At 71.2% G+C, this 18,608-nt stretch carries 17 protein-coding genes and 1 tRNA gene; 12 read left to right on the top strand and 6 right to left on the bottom strand.

Annotation, left to right across the window (positions count from 1 at the left end; all coding sequences use genetic code 11):
- The first annotated feature begins 212 nt into the window (after window positions 1–212).
- Entirely contained in the window at window positions 213–416 is a 204-nt protein-coding gene (locus DJ75_RS01220; protein ID WP_094522056.1) for a hypothetical protein, read from the top strand.
- A gap of 435 nt (window positions 417–851) precedes the next feature.
- On the opposite strand, the gene mdh is transcribed toward DJ75_RS01220, so the two are convergent.
- Window positions 852–1,766, bottom strand: coding sequence for a malate dehydrogenase (mdh, locus tag DJ75_RS01215; RefSeq protein ID WP_094522055.1), 915 nt, complete (start codon window positions 1,764–1,766; stop codon window positions 852–854).
- A 183-nt stretch (window positions 1,767–1,949) separates the two neighbouring features.
- Between mdh and DJ75_RS01210 the strand changes: the two genes are divergently transcribed.
- From DJ75_RS01210 to DJ75_RS01200, 3 genes are all read left to right on the top strand, one after another.
- On the top strand, window positions 1,950–2,543 hold the full coding sequence (locus tag DJ75_RS01210; RefSeq protein ID WP_094522058.1) for a hypothetical protein: 594 nt from the start codon (window positions 1,950–1,952) through the stop codon (window positions 2,541–2,543).
- Window positions 2,544–2,617: 74 nt separating this feature from the next.
- Entirely contained in the window at window positions 2,618–4,057 is a 1,440-nt protein-coding gene (locus DJ75_RS01205) for an MFS transporter (protein ID WP_094522054.1), read from the top strand.
- A 76-nt stretch (window positions 4,058–4,133) separates the two neighbouring features.
- Window positions 4,134–5,972, top strand: coding sequence for a histidine kinase N-terminal 7TM domain-containing protein (locus DJ75_RS01200; protein ID WP_094522053.1), 1,839 nt, complete (start codon window positions 4,134–4,136; stop codon window positions 5,970–5,972).
- A gap of 49 nt (window positions 5,973–6,021) precedes the next feature.
- Here DJ75_RS01200 and DJ75_RS01195 read toward each other — a convergent pair whose 3' ends face one another.
- The 3 genes from DJ75_RS01195 to DJ75_RS01185 all read right to left on the bottom strand — a co-directional run bounded on the left by DJ75_RS01195 (window position 6,022) and on the right by DJ75_RS01185 (window position 8,742).
- Window positions 6,022–6,765 (bottom strand): DNA polymerase sliding clamp, encoded by a 744-nt coding sequence (locus DJ75_RS01195; protein WP_094522052.1) that lies wholly within the window; start codon window positions 6,763–6,765, stop codon window positions 6,022–6,024.
- A gap of 61 nt (window positions 6,766–6,826) precedes the next feature.
- Window positions 6,827–7,207 (bottom strand): hypothetical protein, encoded by a 381-nt coding sequence (locus tag DJ75_RS01190; RefSeq protein WP_094522051.1) that lies wholly within the window; start codon window positions 7,205–7,207, stop codon window positions 6,827–6,829.
- A gap of 155 nt (window positions 7,208–7,362) precedes the next feature.
- Entirely contained in the window at window positions 7,363–8,742 is a 1,380-nt protein-coding gene (locus DJ75_RS01185; RefSeq protein WP_094522050.1) for a phosphoglucomutase/phosphomannomutase family protein, read from the bottom strand.
- A 110-nt stretch (window positions 8,743–8,852) separates the two neighbouring features.
- Here DJ75_RS01185 and DJ75_RS01180 point away from each other — a divergent pair, with 110 nt between their 5' ends.
- The 6 genes from DJ75_RS01180 to DJ75_RS01155 all read left to right on the top strand — a co-directional run bounded on the left by DJ75_RS01180 (window position 8,853) and on the right by DJ75_RS01155 (window position 14,819).
- Window positions 8,853–9,383, top strand: coding sequence for an NADPH-dependent FMN reductase (locus tag DJ75_RS01180; protein WP_094522049.1), 531 nt, complete (start codon window positions 8,853–8,855; stop codon window positions 9,381–9,383).
- Window positions 9,384–9,471: 88 nt separating this feature from the next.
- Window positions 9,472–10,017, top strand: a complete 546-nt coding sequence (gene hjc / locus DJ75_RS01175) for a Holliday junction resolvase Hjc (protein WP_094522048.1) — start codon at window positions 9,472–9,474, stop codon at window positions 10,015–10,017.
- 73 nt (window positions 10,018–10,090) lie between these two features.
- Window positions 10,091–11,023, top strand: coding sequence for a serine/threonine-protein kinase Rio1 (gene rio1, locus DJ75_RS01170; RefSeq protein WP_094522047.1), 933 nt, complete (start codon window positions 10,091–10,093; stop codon window positions 11,021–11,023).
- Window positions 11,024–11,125: 102 nt separating this feature from the next.
- The gene (locus DJ75_RS01165) at window positions 11,126–11,668 is read left to right on the top strand and encodes a KH domain-containing protein (protein WP_049983967.1); all 543 of its coding nucleotides are present in this window, start codon (window positions 11,126–11,128) and stop codon (window positions 11,666–11,668) included.
- Window positions 11,669–12,008: 340 nt separating this feature from the next.
- On the top strand, window positions 12,009–13,661 hold the full coding sequence (thsA, locus tag DJ75_RS01160) for a thermosome subunit alpha (protein WP_094522046.1): 1,653 nt from the start codon (window positions 12,009–12,011) through the stop codon (window positions 13,659–13,661).
- Between the two features lie 501 nt (window positions 13,662–14,162).
- The gene (locus DJ75_RS01155; protein ID WP_094522057.1) at window positions 14,163–14,819 is read left to right on the top strand and encodes a lactate utilization protein; all 657 of its coding nucleotides are present in this window, start codon (window positions 14,163–14,165) and stop codon (window positions 14,817–14,819) included.
- A 223-nt stretch (window positions 14,820–15,042) separates the two neighbouring features.
- Here DJ75_RS01155 and DJ75_RS01150 read toward each other — a convergent pair.
- Window positions 15,043–15,116 (bottom strand) — tRNA-Lys (locus DJ75_RS01150).
- Window positions 15,117–15,239: 123 nt separating this feature from the next.
- Here DJ75_RS01150 and DJ75_RS01145 point away from each other — a divergent pair.
- On the top strand, window positions 15,240–16,580 hold the full coding sequence (locus DJ75_RS01145) for a M20/M25/M40 family metallo-hydrolase (protein ID WP_094522045.1): 1,341 nt from the start codon (window positions 15,240–15,242) through the stop codon (window positions 16,578–16,580).
- Here DJ75_RS01145 and DJ75_RS01140 read toward each other — a convergent pair.
- Window positions 16,556–17,221, bottom strand: coding sequence for a hypothetical protein (locus tag DJ75_RS01140; RefSeq protein WP_094522044.1), 666 nt, complete (start codon window positions 17,219–17,221; stop codon window positions 16,556–16,558). The genes DJ75_RS01145 and DJ75_RS01140 overlap by 25 nt on opposite strands.
- A 614-nt stretch (window positions 17,222–17,835) precedes the next feature.
- Between DJ75_RS01140 and DJ75_RS01135 the strand changes: the two genes are divergently transcribed.
- On the top strand, window positions 17,836–18,608 hold a 773-nt coding region (locus DJ75_RS01135; protein ID WP_141211949.1), incomplete at its 3' end, for a tetratricopeptide repeat protein.

Below are 18,608 nucleotides of genomic sequence, written 5' to 3'. Positions count from 1 at the left end.
GCGACAAGGAGGGCAGCGAGGGGGGCGTCGACGACGAGGGCGAAGAGGATGCGGAGAGCGGCGGCGAAGATGGAAGCAGTGGCCTCGACCTCGGGCGGCAGTACCCGCGCTGATCGGCGGGATCGGGCGGCGGTCGACGAGGCGCCGACCCCGTTATCACCCGTGAGAGCCCGACGCGAACGCTTATGTTCCGTGTTGAGGAACCGACAGCTATGAGCGAGGCACAGACGCTCGCGATCATCGCCGGCGGCGTCGGCGGTTCGGTCGGCGCGTTCGTCGGCGTCGCGGTCGGCGGGAGCGCGCTCTCGACGACGCTCACGACGCTCGTCGTCGCGCTGCTGGTCGGCGGCGGCGTGGTCGCGAGCGCGGTCATCGCCGGCGACGTGGAGTTCTTCGCGAACGCCGACGGCGAATAGGAGGAGTAGGAACTCTGAGTCGATTGTTTATAAGTGGAGAGTTGCGGATCGGCAGAGAACATCTACAAAGCCCCAGCCGCGAGGGCTCGCGCGGCTCGCTGCGCGCTTCAGTCGCTCGCTACGCTCGCTCCTTGCAGTGCTTGCGTCGCCGTGCTTCGCCCTCGCGGCTGCCCCTTTGAGTCCCACCCCGCACAGCAACCGCACCTCACACCTCCCTAGCCTCGTCGCTCGCTTCGCTCGCTCCTCCCTCGCGCACGCTCCTCGCGGCCGCCGATGGCGGCCGCTCGGAGGCGCGCGCCACCGCGGTCCTGAGTTCCGATCGATCACCACCGTCACTCAGGGCTACTTATAAATCGGATCGGCAGTCGACGGTCCGCGGGTCGGTTTAAAAAGCAGAGTGGAGACTGCGGCGTCGACCGCGGTGTCGGGCGCGCCTCAGGCGATCTTCTCGTACTGCTCGGAGAGCTTCTCCGCGGCCTCGTCGAGCAGGTCGGCCTCGTACTCGTCGAGGTCCCACTCGACGACCTCCTCGACGCCGTTCGAACCGAGCTTCGCGGGGACGCCGAGTGCGGTGTCCTCGTAGCCGAACTCGCCGTCGAGCACGACGGAGCAGGGGAGCACCTCGCCGGTGTCGTTCAGGATGGCCTCGACGGTGTGGGCGACGCCGGTGGCCGGGCCCCACTGCGTGGCGCCCTTCCGGCTGATCACGTCCATGGCGGACTCCTGGAGGTCCGCGAGGATCTCCTCCTTCTCGTCGGCGTCGAACTCGGGGTCGCGGCCGTCGACGCGCACCTTCGAGAAGGCGGGCGCCTGCGCGTCGCCGTGCTCGCCGAGGATCGTCGCCTCGACGTTCTTCACGGGCGCGTCGAAGCGCTCGGAGAGGACGTAGCGGAAGCGCGCGGAGTCGAGCCGCCCGCCGAAGCCGACGACCTCGTGGCGGTCGCGGTCGCCCGCCTCGTACAGGTGGCGGTTCAGGAGGTCGACCGGGTTGGAGGTGGTGACGGTGACGAAGTCGTCGTTGTGCTCGGCCAGCGACGAGCCGATGTCCTCCATGATGGGCGCGTTATCGCCCGCCAAGTCGATCCGGGTCTGCCCCTCCTTCCGCGGGATCCCGGCCGTGATCACGACGACGTCCGAGCCGGCGGTGTCCTCGTATTCGCCCTGTCGGACAGTCGTGTTCGAGTCGTAGGCGATCCCGTGGTTCGCGTCGGCCGCCTGCCCGATCGTCGTCTCCCGCTGATCCGGGATGTCGACGAAGACGAGATCGTCGACAACGTCGCGCAGCGCGAGGTTGTAGCCGGCCGCTGCCCCGACGGTCCCCGCCGCACCGATGACGCTAACTTTAGTCATACCGTCTGAAATCGCGGCCGGCCGGCGAGTAAACGTTTCGGAACGCCGTGATCGACGGTGCCGAGGGCGGGCGTCGACCTCGGCGACGCCGGGAACGACTCCGCGAGCCGCGTCGCGAACGGAGACGGCCCCGCGAGCCGCGTCGCGAAAACCCTAACTCGGGGCGCGACCCACTCTCACCCAGTGCCGACGTTCCGCTACCCGTGTCCCGGCTGCCGGACGACCAACAGCCTCCACGACGCCGACTGCGACTTCGAGGGCGTGAGCTGGCCGACCATCGAGAAGGCGTACACGGACCTGTTGACCGTTCTCACCGCCGAGCCCGACGGGATGGCCGAGTCAACGCTGCGCGAGGCGGTCCACGGGGAGTGGGGCGGGCTCCGCAAGGCCGCGCTCGACGCCTTGGAACGGGAACAGCGCGTCGTCGAGGAGGACGGTCGCCTCCGCCTCCTCACCGCCGCCGAATTCAAGGAGCTCGTCTCGGAGCCGACCCGCGACCCCATGCGGACCGTCTACGAGCACGGCTCCGTCCCGGGCTGTCACGACAACGCCGTCTTCGCGATGGTCGCGTGGTACGAGATGGTCGGACTCTCGTGGCCCGAGACCCGCGAGAACGTGGTCGAGTGGCTCCGCGAGTCCGGCGCGTGGGACCGCGGCGGCTTCGAGGAGTCGACGCCGGAGGAGCTCGTCGACGCCAAGCGCCACGTGTACGACGAGGGATACGGCTGGAAGGAGAAGGGGCAGTCCGCGAAGCGCGTCATCGAGCGACACCTGTAGCGGGCGGGGCCCGGCGGCGAACGCCGGAACGGGCCCGTCCGCCTTTTTAAGTTCACGCGCGTCCTCTCGCCACCGTGACACACCCGGAAGCCGGCGTCGCATCGATCGACGGCGACGTCGGCGGGGACGTCGGTGCCCCCCCGCCGGACGCCGACCCCGACGCCGGCGAGAGCGACGAGCCCCCGCGGCCCCCCGCCGTCGCCGACCCGCGGCGCGCGCTCGCGGTCGTGATCGGCGTCGTGTTCATCGACCTGGTCGGCTTCGGGATCGTGATCCCGATCTTACCCTTCTACGTGCGGTCGTTCGGCGTCAGCGACGCCTTCATCGGTCTCCTAGCGGCGTCGTATTCGCTCGCGCAGTTCCTCGCGGCGCCCACGCTCGGCCGGCTCTCGGACCGGATCGGGCGCCGACCCGTCCTGCTCGCGTCGCTCGCAACCGCGGGGGTCGCGTGGGTGACGTTCGGCTACGCCGGCGAGTCGGGCGCGCGATTCGGGACCGCCGCGGCGCTGGGGACGCTGTTCGCCTCCCGGACGCTGGCGGGGGCGATGGGCGGCAACATCGCCGCCGCGCAGGCGTACGTCGCCGACATCACGCCGCGGGACCGGCGGGCGGGCGCGCTTGGGCTCGTCGGCGCGTCGTTCGCGCTCGGCTTCGTCTTCGGCCCGGCGATCGGCGGGCTGCTCGCCGCCGACCCCGTGGTCGCCCGCGCCGACGCCCTCCTCCCGGCGTTCGTCCCGGCGACGGCGTACTCGCTGCCGAGCTTCGCGGCGGCCGGGATGAGCTTCCTCGCGGTCGGCGTCGGCGCCGCCTTCCTCGAGGAACCGACGCGGACGCGGCCGGCGGGAGACGCGGGGGCGGCCGGGTCGGAGGGGACCCGGCGCACCACCGCTATCGGCCAGTTCCGCGACGCGCTCGCCTCGGTGACGCTCCGGCCGCTGACGGTCGCGTACTTCGTCGTGGCCGTCGCGTTCGCGGGGGTACAGGTGATGTTCATCCCGTTCGTCGCGGACGCGTTCGGCTACGACGCGACCGCCGCGGCGTTCCTGCTCACGTACGTCGGCGTCCTCGGCGCGGTGAACCAAGGGGTGCTCGTCGGGCGGCTCTCGCGGGTCGTCCCGTCGCGGACGCTCGTCGCGGCCGGGTCGGTCGTCCTCGCGGGCGCGCTCGTCGCGATCCCCGCGACCGGGCTCGTCGACGGCGCGGTCGGCGGGGTCGCGCTCGGCGGACCCGCGTGGCTCACGCTCCCGCTCGTCGCGCTGCTCCTCGCGCTCGCGGCGCTCTCGCTCGGGAACGCCCTCGTCAACGTCTCGCTGGCGACGCTCGTCTCCGCGTCGGCCGACGACGCGGAGCAGGGGGCCGCCTTCGGGGTGACGCAGGGCGCGTCGAGCCTCGGCCGGACCGTCGGCCCGCCCCTGATGGCCGTCCTCTACACGGTCGCCGTCGCCTCGCCGTTCCTCGTCGGCGCGCTCCTCCTCGTGCCCGTCGCCGCGGCGTTCGGACGCCGGACCGGATGACCGCGCCGAGGCGAGGGCGACGCGGACCGCGGCCGCACGACAGTTTTACGCCGACCGTCGCCGTCGTCCCCCACACATGGCCCTCGACCTCGTCCCGGCGTGGCCCGCCGTCGGCTCGCTCGCCGGCGGGGCGGGGGCGATCGGCCTCGCGCTGGCGATCCGCGAACACCGCGGACGGCCCGGCGTCGACTGGTTCCTCGGCGTGTTCGCCGCGCAGGCGACGTGGTGTCTGTCGTACGGCGTCGGGCTGCTCGTCACGGACCCGACGCTCCGGACCGCGCTGGAGGCGACGACGTGGCTCGGGATCGTCTGGACCGGGATCGCCTTCCTCGGCTTCGCGCTGGAGTACACCGGCCGGAGCGACGTGGTCCGGAGCCGGCTGTTCGCGGCGGTCGTCGGCTTCGGCCTCCTCTCGACCGCGCTGCTCGCCACGAACCCGCTCCACGGGGCGTTCTGGACCGAGTTCGGGATGGATCCCGCGTTCGGCGTCTCGACGGTCTCGTACGCGTTCGGGCTCTGGGCGTACCTCGTCGTCGCCGTCGAGACCGTGCTCGTCGCCAGCGCCGTCTTCCTCCTCGTCGACACCCTCCTCAGCTACGGCCCGCTGTACCGCCGGGAGAGCGCCGCGGTCGCGCTGAGCTCGCTGCCGCCGGGGTTCGCCTTGGTCGCGTGGACGCTGGAGCTCGGACCGGTGCCGCAGCTCCAGCTCGCGCCCCTGATGTTCGTCCCGCACATGCTGCTGGACGCCTACGCGTTCGACCGCGCGGAGATGTTCGACCGCAACCCGACGACCAGCCGCGCCGCCGAGCGCACCGCGATCGACGACCTCGCCGACCCGATCGTCGCGCTCGCGCTCGATCGGCGCGTCGTCAGGCTCAACCCCGCGGCCGAGACGCTGCTCGGCGTCGACGCCGAGACCGCGCGCGACCGCCCGCTCGACGCGTTCCTCGACCTCCCGGTCGAGGTGGGCGGGTCGAACGGCGAGCGCGGCGACGGCGAGGGCGGCGCCCGCGAGACGGTCGAGGGCGGCGCCCGCGAGACGGTCGAGGTCGACGCCGGAGCCGGCGCGGGCCGACGCACGTACGCGGTGTCGACCTCGCCGCTGACCGATCCCAGCGGGACGCGCGTCGGCTACACGGTCGTCTTCTCCGACGTGACGGAGCGGGAGCGCCGCCGCCAGCAGCTGGAGGTGTTGAACCGCGTGCTCCGGCACAACCTCCGGAACGACGCGGGCGTCGTCCGCGGCTACGGCGAGCTGCTCGCCGACCGATTGGAGGACCCCGAGCTGGCGCGCATGGCCGACGCGATCGAGCGACGGGCGGGCGCGCTGGCCGCGCTCGGCGAGAAGGCCGGCACCGTCGAGCGGCTCCTCGCCGACGCGGAGACGAGCGCGGTCGCCGTCGACGAGCTCGTCGGGAACGTCGTCGCCGACGCGCGAGACCGCGACGGCGACGCGACGGTCGAACTGGACGTCGAGCGCGGGGCGGAAGCGGGTGCCGACGGGGGCGAGAGCGTCCGGGACTGGACCACCCGCGTCAGGGCCGACGCGCTCCGCGCGGTGGTCGAGAACACCGTCGAAAACGCGCTCGTCCACCACGACGGCGAGGGCGTCGAGCGCGACGACGGCGGGGCGTGGGTCCGGGTGACGCTCGGGCGGGAGCGCGGCGAGGACGACGGGAGCGGGGAGGCCGACCGGTTCGTTCTCACCGTCGACGACGACGGCCCCGGGATCCCGGACCACGAGATCGAGACCGTCGAGTCCGGGCGCGAGACGGCGCTGGAACACGGCTCCGGGCTCGGGCTGTGGGTCGTCGCGTGGGGCGCGGCGGCGATCGGGGCCGACGTCGACTACGCCGAGCGCGAGCCGCGGGGGACGACGGTGGCGGTGTCGATTCCGGTCGTGGACGAAGAGTGAACGGTCGAGTCGTCAGACGGTCCCACCGAGAACGTCGCTTCCGGTCGTCTCAGTCGCTCTGAATCCTCGGCGCGAGCATATACGTCGCGTGCCCGAGCCCCTCGGCGAAGCCGTAGTGGAGCTTGACGGGGAACTCCTCGCCGAGCTCGATGGTGACCTCGGCGTCGCCGGGGATCGCCTTGTTCATGTCCTTCAGGTAGTCGAGGCTGAACAGCGAGTCGGCGGGGCCGGCGGTGAGCGCGATGAGGTCCTCGCGGGTGAGCTCGAGGTCGACGTCGTCGGTGTCGCCCTCGGCCTCGATGAAGAACGCCTCGTCGGTCTCGTCGACGCGCAGGCGGATGTGGTCCGAGACCATGTCGGCCGCCTTGATCCCGCGGTTGATCTGGGCGCCCTCGACGACGATCTCGGCGGCGAGGTCGAGTTCCGGGATGTCCGGCTCCTGGCGGATGGAGTCGGGGTCGATGAGCGCGAGGGTGTACGAGAGGCCGTCGATCTCGATGTGGAGCTTGCGGGTCTCCTCGTCGAGTTCGAGGTGGATCAGGTCGCCGGAGTTGGCCATCCCGGCGATGTCCTCCAGCCGGGCGAGGTTGACGCCGATGACGCCGCCGTCGGCCTCGTACGACTCGAACGCTGCGGCTTCGAGGGTCAGGTCGACCATGCCCACGTTGGCGGGGTCGACGGCGCGGATCGAGAGCTCCTCCTCGTTCAGGCGGATCTTACACTCGTCGACCAGCACGCTCACCGAATCGAGCGCGTCCTGAAACGTCGACGCGCCCACGATGGCCTTGAACATATACGTTCGGCTAGGGCGGTATCACCTAAAAAGGCACCCGATCGGACCGTCACGGTAACGCTCAAAGCGACCGGATGAGGCGGGCGACGACGACCGCGAGCGTCGCCAGCGTCCGCCAGAGACGGAGGCGTTCGAGCCGGTACGCGAGAGGCTCCTCGTCGTCCGAGTCGTCGGCCTCGTCGGACCGCTCCGCGGGCGCGCCGTCGGGTGAGGCCCCCGCGGATCCGTCTGGCGGATCCACCCCGTCTCGGGTGCGGGACGACGCCGGTCCGGTCGCGGGCGGCTCGGGATCGCGGTCCGGCGGGTCGTCACCGCCGGCTCGCGAGCCGACCCCGCGGTCCCGCAGGCCGTCGCCGCGGTCTCGGTGGTCGTCGCTGCGCTCGGTCCTCGACTCGGCAATCGGGGCCCCCGTCGTCGGGGGCGCGGGTAGCTCGTCGTGCATGGCAGTCGCGGCCGGAGGGCGGCCGCACACGACGGTAAGAAGTTAATTCATAAGTATTCGAGCCGAATCCAAGGCGGAACTGAAAGTCGTCGGCGTCGGCGGCGGGGTCGGCTCTCGGGGGATCCCGGGATCGGCCCGGTCCGGCTCTCCCGCGCTCAGATCAGCGGCTCGACGATCTCGCGGCCCTCGGCGAGCAGTTCGTCGACCGCCTCGTCGCCGTCGGCCTCGGCGTACACCCGGAGCTTCGGCTCCGTCCCGGAGGGGCGCACGAGCAGCCACGAGCCGTTCTCCAAGAGGAGCTTGAAGCCGTCGAGCGTGACGACCTTCGCGACGGGCGACCCGCGGACCGACTCGGGGATGTGGTCCTCCAGCTCGTCGAGGACGCCTTCCTTCCGGTCGTCCGGGCAGTCGAGCGACACCTTCCCGGCCGCGATGTGGCCGTACTCGTCGAGGAGACGGTCGACGCGCTCGTCGAACGGCTCCGCGGCGTGGGTGCCCGCGGCGAGCAGCGACATCAACACGCCGTCCTTCTCCCTGACGTGCCCGCGGAGAGTGAACCCGCCGGACTCCTCGCCGCCGAACAGCGCGTCGTGCTCGCCCATCGCCTCGGCGACCCACTTGAACCCGACCGGTGTCTCGTACACCTGCTCGCCGTGCGCCTCCGCGATCCGGTCGATCAGGAACGTCGTGGAGACGGTGCGGACCGCGGGCCCGGCGTCGTCCTCCAAGAGACGGTCGTAGCAGGCGGCGTAGAAGAGGTTCGCGTCGAGCACGCCGCGCTCGGGCGTGACGACCGCGATCCGGTCGGCGTCGCCGTCGTTGGCGACACCCAGGTCGACGTCGCTGTCGGGGTCGGTGACGCGGGCGGCCAGTTCCTCGAGGTGCTCGGCCGAGGGTTCGGGGGACTCGCCGCCGAAGGTCACGTCGCGCTCGCAGCGAAGCCGGACGACCTCGGCGCCGGCCGATTCGAGGAGCGCGTCGGTGACGCCGCGCCCGCTCCCGTGCATCGCGTCGTACGCGACCGTGAGCCCGTCGAGGTCGGCGCCCACGAGGTCGCGGGCCGCGTCGGCGTGGGCGCTCACGAGGTCGACGCGGGAGACCTCGCCGCGCTCGGCCTCGGGGAGGAGGTCGGGCTCGGCGAGCCGGTCGACCACGTCCTCCGTGACGTCCGGGAGCGCGGGCGCGCCGTCGTGCGGGATGAACTTCACGCCGTTGTACTCGGGCGGGTTGTGCGAGGCGGTGACCATGCAGGCGCCGGCGAGCCCCCGGTCGACGATGGCGTACGCGATCACGGGAGTCGGCGCGTCGCGCTCGGGAAGTATCACGTCGAAGCCGTTGCCGGCGAGGACCTCGGCGAGGCTCTCGGCGAATCCCTCCGAGGTCTCGCGGGCGTCGTAGCCGACCGCGACCGGCTCGTCGCGGCCCGCCGCCGCGAGGTGGTCGGCGACCGCCTGCCCCACGATCCGCACGCGCTCGTCGGTGAACGTGTCGAGCGTCGCCCGCCAGCCGTCCGTGCCGAAGGAGATCTCGTCCATGCGGGCCAAGTCGGCGGCCGGGACAATAAGGCCCGGTGCCGGTCGCGAACCTTGCGGGGGCGTCGGGCGTCACTCGCCGCGCTTTTGCGCTCGGCCCGCGAAGCGGGACCGTGACACGAATCGTCGCGATCTCCGGCAGCCGGAGCGCGGACAGCACCACGCGGGCCGCGCTGTCGGTCGCGCTCGACGCCGCGAGCGACGTCGGCGCGGAGACGGACACGATCGATCTCGGCGCGGTCGACCTCCCGCTGTACCACCCCGACGAGGACGCGCAGGGCGACAGCGAGGCGCTGACGCGGCGGGTGCGCGAGGCCGACGGCGTGCTCGCCGGGACCCCCGTCTACCGCGGCTCCTACTCCTCGACGTTCAAGAACTTCCACGACTTCTGCGGCTCGACTGAGTACGAGGACACCGCCGTCGGCCTGCTGGCGACCGCCGGCGGGGGCTCCTACGGCGGGACGCTCGAACACCTCCGGTCGACGTTCCGGAACGTCCACGCCTGGACCGTCCCCCACGAGGTCGGGATCAGCGGCGCGTCGGGCGTCGTCGACGAGACCGGGATCGCGGACGACGACGTCCGGGAGCGGACCGAGCGGCTCGGCCGGGTCGTCGTCGAGCACGCGGAGCGGCTCCGGCGGTAGCGGCGGCGGCGCGGTGGATCCGTGCGGGCCGCGCCGACCCGCCGCCCTTTTGACCGCCTCGCGCCTACGGCGTCCATGACCGAACCGGGTGACGACGACCGTGTCCGCTAACCGGAAGGGGGACCGCCGCGAGCGCGAGCTGGTGAACGCCCTCGACGAGGCCGGGTTCGCCGTGATGCGCGCGCCGGCCAGCGGCGCCGCGACAGAGCGGGAGCTCCCCGACGTGCTCGCCGGCGACGGCGAGACGTTCTACGCCATCGAGGCGAAGTCGAGCGCGGGCGACCCCATCTACCTCACCGGCGAGGAGGTGGAGGCGCTCTTGTTCTTCGCGCGGAACTTCGGCGCGAAGGCGCGGATCGCGGTGCGGTTCGACCGCGAGGACTGGTACTTCTTCCACCCGGGCGACCTGTACACCACCGACGCCGGGTCGTATCGCGTCAAGAAGGAGAAAGCGCTCGCCGACGGCACCGACTTCCCCGAGTTCGTCGGCGAGACGGAGAAGGTGACGCTCGGCGAGGTGGGCGGCGACGACGGCGACGAGGGGGTCGACCCCGAGCTCGAAGAGCGGCGCGAGATCCTGACGGCGGTCCGAGACGGTCACATGCCGGTCGAGGACGCGCTCGACGTGCTGTGACCGGTCGGCGGGCGGAGCGCTCGCGGCTCGGGACCCCCTCGCTTATCCCTCGCGGCGCCGAACTCCCACGCGAATGAGCGAGGAGTTCGTCCTGTTAGAGCCCGACGAGCAGCCCGGCGACGAGTGGGAGCAGCTGGACGTCTCCGACACGGAGGCGGACCGGATCGCCCTCCGACAGGACCGGGAGTTCGACGAGTTCCGCAAGCGGATCAAGGACACCGAGCAGTTCAAGCTCCAGGAGTCGGTGTTCGACGACGCGACGCTGGCGGCCATCTACAAGCTCGTGCAGGACGGCTACGTCGACGCCTTCGGCGGGCCGGTGTCGACCGGGAAGGAGGCGAGCGTCTTCGAGGCGCTCGGCGGGCAGGCGGGCGAGCGACCGGAGCCCGGCTCCGCGGCCGCGGGCGGCGGTCCGGAGGGCGTCACGCCGGAGCGCGAGGTCGCCGTGAAGGTGTACCGGATCAACTCCTCGAACTTCCGGCAGATGCGCGACTACCTCGAGGGCGACCCGCGGTTCGAGGGGATCGCGAGCGACAAGAAGGCGGTCGTGCTGGCGTGGACCCGCAAGGAGTTCGCGAACCTCGAGCGCGCGCGGAAGGCCGGCGTGCGCGTCCCCGAACCGATCGCGGTTCAGCGGAACGTCCTCGTGATGGAGCTGGTCGGCCACGCCGAGGACCGCGCCCGGCGGCTGAACGAGGTCGACGTGGAGAACCCCGAGACCGCCTACGAGGTCGTCCGCGAATACATGCGCCGGCTCTACCGGGCCGGACTGATCCACGGCGACCTCTCGGAGTACAACATGATCATCCACGACGGCGAGCTGGTGATCATCGACCTCGGGCAGGCGGTGACCGTCCACCACCCGAACGCGGGCGAGTTCCTCCAGCGGGACTGCGAGAACGTGGCGACGTTCTTCACCCGGCAGGGGATCGACGTCGACCCCGACGACCTCCGGTCGTACGTGACGGAACCGGAGGCCGACCCGAGCGGGGAGTCGGGCGAGTGAATCGCGACGGTATCGGTCTCAAGCGGCCGAAGACCCCGTCACGCGACCGCACACCCGGAGCCGGCGGACACGCTTAAAAGGCTTCGCCGGGTATTCCGACGTATGCAACACGTGACGGTTCCGCAGGACCGTATCGGCGTCGTCATCGGCGCCGGCGGCGAGACGATGCGGGAGATCGAAGAGCGGGCGAACGTGCGGCTGGACGTCGACTCGGAGTCGGGCAGCGTCGCCATCGAGGAGCGCGACGACCCCGTCGCCGCGATGGTCGCGCCGGACGTGATCAAGGCGATCGGACGGGGGTTCACGCCGGAGACGGCGCTGTCGATCCTCGACCACGACCTCCGGACGCTCGACCTGATCGACCTCTCCGAGCACACTCGCAACGATAACGACCTCCAGCGCAAGAAGGGCCGGATCATCGGCGAGAACGGTCGCACGCGCGAGTTGCTGGAGGAGCTATCGGGCGCGAACGTCGTCGTCTACGGCTCGACCGTGGGCGCCGTCGGCCAGCCCGAGGAGCTGGAAGTGGTTCGCCGGGCGGTCGGGATGCTGTTGGACGGGGCCCCGCACGGCGCGGTGTACTCGTACTTAGAGCGGATGTCGAACGAGCTCGACGACGACGTGAGCTTCAACGCGCCGCAATAACTGTGAGTTAGCCCCGGCGTTGTCGGCTCAGTCGTTCGCTTATCGGAGACTGTTTCTGCGTCAGCAGCGACCGCCGCCGAAGCCGCCGCCTCCCTCGCACCGACGGGTCGCGGCCCGACAGGCCGCTCACCGGAACGCGCCACCGCAGTCCGTGTATACACGATCGCGCCCCGACGCTCGATCTGTCGTTCTATATAAACACCCGTGATAACGAGCCACATGCCGGAGGAATACCGCCCACCGTGTTGCGGTTTCGCACGACCTGAACGAAGGGTTTATATAGAATCACAAACAATCAAAGGTTGTAATGTCACAGCGCCAGCGGATGGGCAATCAGCCCATGATCGTACTTTCTGAGGAGTCGCAGCGAACTTCCGGAAAGGACGCGCAGAACATGAATATCACGGCCGGCAAGGCGGTCGCGGAGTCCGTCCGCACCACGCTCGGCCCGAAAGGGATGGACAAGATGCTCGTCGACTCCGGCGGGTCCGTCGTCGTCACGAACGACGGCGTCACCATCCTGAAGGAGATGGACATCGACCACCCGGCGGCCAACATGATCGTCGAGGTCTCCGAGACGCAGGAGGAGGAGGTCGGCGACGGCACCACCTCCGCGGTCGTGGTCGCCGGTGAGCTCCTCGATCAGGCCGAGGAGCTCCTCGACCAGGACATCCACGCGACGACCCTCGCGCAGGGGTACCGTCAGGCCGCCGAGAAGGCCAAGGAGATCCTCGAGGAGGACGCCATCGAAGTCTCCGAGGACGACTACGACACGCTCGTCGAGATCGCCGAGACGGCGATGACGGGCAAGGGCGCGGAGAACTCCAAGGACCTCCTCGCCGAGCTCGTCGTCGACTCCGTCCTCGCGGTCAAGGACGACGACGGCATCGACACGGAGAACGTCTCCGTCGAGAAGGTCGTCGGCAGCTCGATCGACCAGTCCGAGCTCGTCGAGGGCGTCATCGTCGACAAGGAGCGCGTCGACGAGAACATGCCCTTCGCCGTCGAGGACGCGGACGTGGCGCTGTTCGACGGCGCCATCGAAGTGAAGGAGACGGAGATCGACGCCGAAGTCAACGTCACCGACCCCGACCAGCTCCAGCAGTTCCTCGACCAGGAGGAAGAGCAGCTCCGCGAGATGGTCGACCACTTCGTCGACATCGGCGCCGACGTCGTCTTCGTCGGTGACGGCATCGACGACATGGCCCAGCACTACCTCGCGCAGGAGGGCATCCTCGCCGTCCGCCGCGCGAAGTCCGGCGACCTGAATCGCCTCGCCCGCGCGACCGGCGGCCGCGTCGTCTCCAACCTCGAGGACATCGAGTCGGACGACCTCGGCTTCGCCGGCTCCGTCGCCCAGAAGGACATCGGCGGCGACGAGCGCATCTTCGTCGAGGACGTCGAAGAGGCGAAGTCCGTCACGCTCATCCTCCGCGGCGGCACCGAACACGTCGTCGACGAGGTCGAGCGCGCCATCGAGGACTCGCTCGGCGTCGTCCGCACGACGCTGCTCGACGGGCAGGTCCTGCCCGGCGGCGGCGCCCCCGAGGCCGAGCTCGCGCTGCAGCTCCGCGACTTCGCCGACTCCGTCGGCGGCCGCGAGCAGCTCGCCGTCGAGGCGTTCGCCGACGCGCTGGAAGTCGTCCCGCGCACGCTCGCCGAGAACGCTGGTCTCGACCCCATCGACTCGCTCGTCGACCTCCGCTCCCGGCACGACGCCGGCGAGTTCGGCGCCGGTCTCGACGCCTACACGGGCGACGTGATCGACATGGAGGCCGAGGGCGTCGTGGAGCCGCTCCGCGTCAAGACCCAGGCCATCGAGTCCGCCACCGAGGCGGCCGTCATGATCCTGCGCATCGACGACGTCATCGCGGCCGGCGACCTCAAGGGCGGCGGCACCGACGACGGCGGCGACGAGGGCGGCCCCGGCGGCGCGCCCGGCGGCATGGGCGGCGGCATGGGCGGCATGGGCGGCATGGGCGGCGCGATGTAAGCGAGGTTCTGAAAGAACCTCGATACCGAGCGGGGAGCGAGCGAGGTCGACCGCAGGGAGACCTCGAAGCGAACGGGGCGCGTCGCCCCGTGAGCGCACGCGACCCGCGAGGTGTGAAGTTCGGCGAGAACTCACGCGCCCCATCCGTTCCGACCTGACGCCGACGCCGTATCGCCCCCCGACCGACCGTCGCGCGCCCTCGCGGGCCTCGACGACACGCGTTTTTTATCGAGACGACCGAGCGCCGAGCCGGCGGCTCGCCGTTCGCGGCGTCGGCCGGTCGCACCGCCGAGCGCTCCGCGCAGTCGCTCTGCCGAGCGCCCCGAGCGGTCACCCCACCGACACGACGATAACACCGGTGTCACCACCCGACACGAGGGTTCGCGAGCCGTTAAGTGTCGGCCGCGCCTCGGGTGGAATACGAGACGGACCCCGGCCGCTCTCGACGTGGACTCGGCCACGGAGCGGCGCACCGCGGTCCCGATTCGCGTTCACTTCACCATGCCACAACAGAAAGCCGACTACGCAGACGACACGGCGATCGACGACGCGCTCGACCAACTCCCCGACGACGAGACCGTCGAAGCGGCGGTGGCGAACCTCGAGGCCAACGGGTTCGAGGTCGTCGTCGTCGACTCGGCGGACGAGGCGCTGGAGGCGGTCGAAGCGCGGATCCCCGCGGGCGCGTCGGTGATGAACGGTCACTCGACGACGCTGGAGGAGATCGGCTTCGACGAGCTCCTGAGCGACGGCGATCACGACTGGGAGAGCCTCCCGGACGAGATCTGGGGCATCGACGACGACGCCGAGCGACAGGCCGCGCGCCGGACGGCCCAGACCGCGGACTACTTCCTCGGCGGGATCAACGCGATCGCGGAGACGGGCGAACTCGTCGCCGCCGACCTCTCCGGCAGCCGGATCGGCGCGTACCCGTTCGCCGCCGGCAACGTCGTCATCGTCAGCGGCGCGAACAAGATCGTCCCCACGCTCGACGACGCCCTCGACCGGCTGGAGTCGGTCGCGTACCCGCTGGAGAACGAGCGTGCGCAGGAGGCGTACGGCGTCGAGTCGTCGATCGCGAAACAGCTCATCTACCGGCAGGAGCCCGAGGAGGACCGGACGACGGTCGTCCTCGTGCGCGAGCGGCTCGGGTACTGAACCGGGTAACGCCGACGATACCGACACACGCTCTGTTTTCCCTTTCGACGCCAGCGAGCGGCGCCGTCGCTCGCCATATTGCTCGCGGCGGTACAGCGGGCCGGGAGGGATTCGAACCCCACTCGCACGGTCGTCTCGCTCTGCTCGGCGCTGCGTGCTCCCTGGTTCGAACCCTCCCTCGTCGACGGCCTCGCGGCTCGCGAAGTGCTCGCCGCGAGAAGCACGGGCCGGGAGGGATTCGAACCCCCGACCGTCCGGTTAAAAGCCGGACGCTCTCCCTAACTGAGCTACCGGCCCAGACACGGATCGGTAGGGACAGACCACGGATAAACGTTTAGAAACCACCCGCGGCGGGCCCGCCGAAACGCCGTCGTCCGCCGGATCCGAAACGGTTTCACGGGCGCCGCCGTCGCCGCGAACATGGACTTCGACATGCGCGGGTTCGCCGCCGACCTCTGTGGGTTCGCCTCCACCGCCGGCGAGGAGGCGGCCGCGGCCGACTTCGTCGAGGAGCGGCTCGGCGACCTCGGCTTCGAGACGTACGCGTGGGACGCCGACGCCGACCTCCTCGCGGGGCACCCCTCCTTCCCGGACGACCTCGACGAGGCGGACGTGACGGGACGCCGGAGCGTCGGGGGCGTGCTCGAACTCGGCGGGGCGAGCGAGAATGGCGTCGACGGCGATCCCACCCCCACGGTCGTGCTGAACGGCCACATCGACGTGGTCCCGGCCGAGCCCGCGGAGTGGTCGAGCGACCCCTTCGAACCGGAGTGGGGCGGTGGCGGTGATGGAGGTGGTGCCGACGGCGGCGACGGCGGCGACGAGACCCTCACCGCTCGCGGCGCGGCGGACATGAAATCGGGGGTCGCGGCCTGTGTGGGCGCGGCGCTCGACGTCCGGGAGTCGGTCGCGGCCGGAGAAGTCGACCTCCCGGAGAGCGGGCTCCGCGTCGTCGTCGAGGCGGTCGCGGGCGAGGAGGACGGCGGGTACGGCGCGGCGACCGCGGCGCTCGCGAACCCGTACCCCTTCGAGCGCGACGCGGCGATCGTCGCGGAGCCGACCGAGCTGCGCCCCGTGATCGCCACCGAGGGGTCGCTGATGGCGCGGCTGGAGCTGAGCGGCCGGAGCGCGCACGCCGCCACGCGCTGGCGCGGCGAGGACGTCCTCCCGCGGTTCGAGGCGATCCGGGAGGCGTTCATGGACCTCGAAACGGAGCGCGGCGAGTCGGTGACCCACCCCCTGTACGCGGAGTTCCCGGTGCCGTGGCCGGTGGTCTGCGGGCGGGTCGAGGCCGGGTCGTGGGCGTCGACGGTGCCGGCGACGCTCGCCGCCGAGTTCCGGATCGGGGTCGCGCCGGGCGAGACGGTCGACGAGGTGGAGGCGGCGTTCCGCGCGCGGTTGGACGAGGTCGTCGCCGAGGACCCGTGGCTGCGCGAGCGTCCGCCGACGTTCGAGCGGTTCTCGGTGCAGTTCGAGGCGAGCGAGGTCGCCGTCGACGAGCCGGTCGTCGAGGCCGCACGGGCGGGGCTCGTCGATGCCGGCCTCCCGGACCCCGAGCCGACCGGCGCGACGTACGGCGCCGACTCCAGACACTACGTCGCGGCGGGGATCCCGACCGTGTTGCTGGGGCCGGGGACGGTCGCGGAGGCGCACTACCCGGACGAGACGATCGCGTGGGAGGAGGTCGAGCGCGGGCGGGAAGCGATCGCGGCCGCCGTCGGCCGGTTCGCGGAAGGCTACTCGGACGCGCCGGCGAAGTAGCCGTCGAGCGCTTCGGCGACGAGCGCCCCGGGTTCGAGGTTGCGGTTCGAGGCGCGGCGCCGGAGATCCACGTACGTGTCGAGGGGCAAGCGGACGCCGAGAGAGCCGAGTTCGAACCCGGCCTCGCGGACCGCGGCCTCGACGTCGGACCCGTCGTTGACGGCGGAGGCGATCGAGCGCACCTCGCGGACCGTGAGCCCGCCGTCGATGGTCGCCCACGCGAGGAGGTAGCGGTCGGTGCCGCCCAGGCGCGCGACGTGTTTGGCCGCGCTCGGGGCTATCCGACCGCCGGCGACCTGGCGGCGGATCGCCTGCGGGAGGTCGTGGACGCGGGCCCACTTCCGGATGAACGCCACGGAGACGCCGTCGCCCGCGCGCTCGGCCGCCGCCTTGTACGAGCCGACGCCGCGGACGAGCGCCGCGCACGCGGCCGCCCCGCGCAGCATCAGGACGTTGTCCTCGTCGCCGACGTCGCCGGCCGCGAAGCGGGCCACCGTCTCGGCCGCCTCGGCCACGCTGTCGGGGTCGTCGGGGTCGAAGCCGACCGCCTCCGCGGCCCGCTCGCCCGTCACCTCGGGGTCGGCCCGGACGACGGGCTCGCCGACGGGAGAGCGGCGGTCTGCGCGAGAGTCCTCGTTCATACCACATTCTTCGGACGTACGCACATAAGCGACCGGCACCGGGGCAGGATTCGCTCGCGACCGGGACGGGCCGCGAGGAACCGTGGACGGTCGGCGACGACCCGGAGCGAGTGACGAAGCCGAGACGGCGGCGACGCAATATATAAGTAGGCCGCGGAAGGGCGTCACCGTTATTTATAAACGAGCGGTGGCGCGTGCCGACGAGCGCCCACCGGGCGCGAGTCGCACGCGCGAGGGAGTCGGTCGCCCGGAGCGAAGCGATGGGCGACCGACGAGGCTGGGGAGGTGTGAGGTGCCGGGCGGGACTCAAAGGGGCAGCCGGGAGGCGGGCGCAGGCGACGAAAGCACCGCAGCGAGGGAGCGACAGCGACCGAGTGAGGAGCGCACCGAGCGTGCGCCCGCCTCCCGGCTGGGGCTTTGGAGTTGTTCGCCGCCTCAGAGACGATATACAGCCGAGCGGCTGAGGCTTTGAAATTGTTCGCCGCGGACTGGTCACTTACTTATAAATAACCGACTGCGGCCTCTAGAGGGCCCACCGCGTCGTCGACGCCGACTACGTAGCCGTTCGGTCGGCGACGCAACCCTTACGCGTCGTGACCGTCAAACTGCGGCATATGACCGACGAACGCGACGACGACCGCCACGAGTTCTCCGCGGGGCAGGGCGTCGACGCCGACTACGAGGAGTTCACCCTCGACCCCGAGGAGATCGACGCCGACCCGAACACGGTCGACCCCGTCGACTCCCGCGTCCTCACCGACATCCTCGACAGGCGAAACGTCGAGAGCGACGCCATCGACGTCGAGCGACTCATGGACGTCGGCCTCTCGTACATGGGGATCAACCGCTTCGAGGAGGCGACGGAGACGTTCGAGCGCGCCGCCCACTTCGCCGAGGAGGACTCGCTGGAGGCCCAGGAGGCGTGGGTGAACAAGGGCGCGGCCCACGCCGAACTGGAGGAGTACGACGAGGCGATCGGCGCCTACGAGGAGGCGCTGCGGATCGACGACTCGTCGGAGCACGCCGCGACCGCCGAGACCAACCTCGCGTACGCGCTCTGGGAGTTCGGCCGCAGCGAGCAGGCGCTCGAACACGCCGAGCGCGCCGTCGAGACCGACCCGCGCTTCGCCGAGGCGTGGTACAACCGCGGCTTCATGCTGGTCGAGCGCGGGCTCGCCGAGGACGCCGTCACCTGCTTCGACAACGCGATCCGCCTCGGCTACCGGAGCGCGGGCGTCCTCGAGGAGAAGGCGCGCGCCCTCGAAGAGGCCGGCGAACACGAACAGGCCGAGGAGGTCGCCGACCGCGCCGACGAGATCCGCCGCGAGGCGGAAGGGCAGATGGTCGAGGAACAGACCGGACAGGCGCCCGGACCGGGCGCCTGTCC

This window comes from Halorubrum sp. Eb13 (assembly GCF_002252895.1).
Classification (GTDB): domain Archaea; phylum Halobacteriota; class Halobacteria; order Halobacteriales; family Haloferacaceae; genus Halorubrum.
Note: the sequence above shows the minus strand (reverse complement) of the source record. Positions and strands in the feature narration are given on the sequence as shown.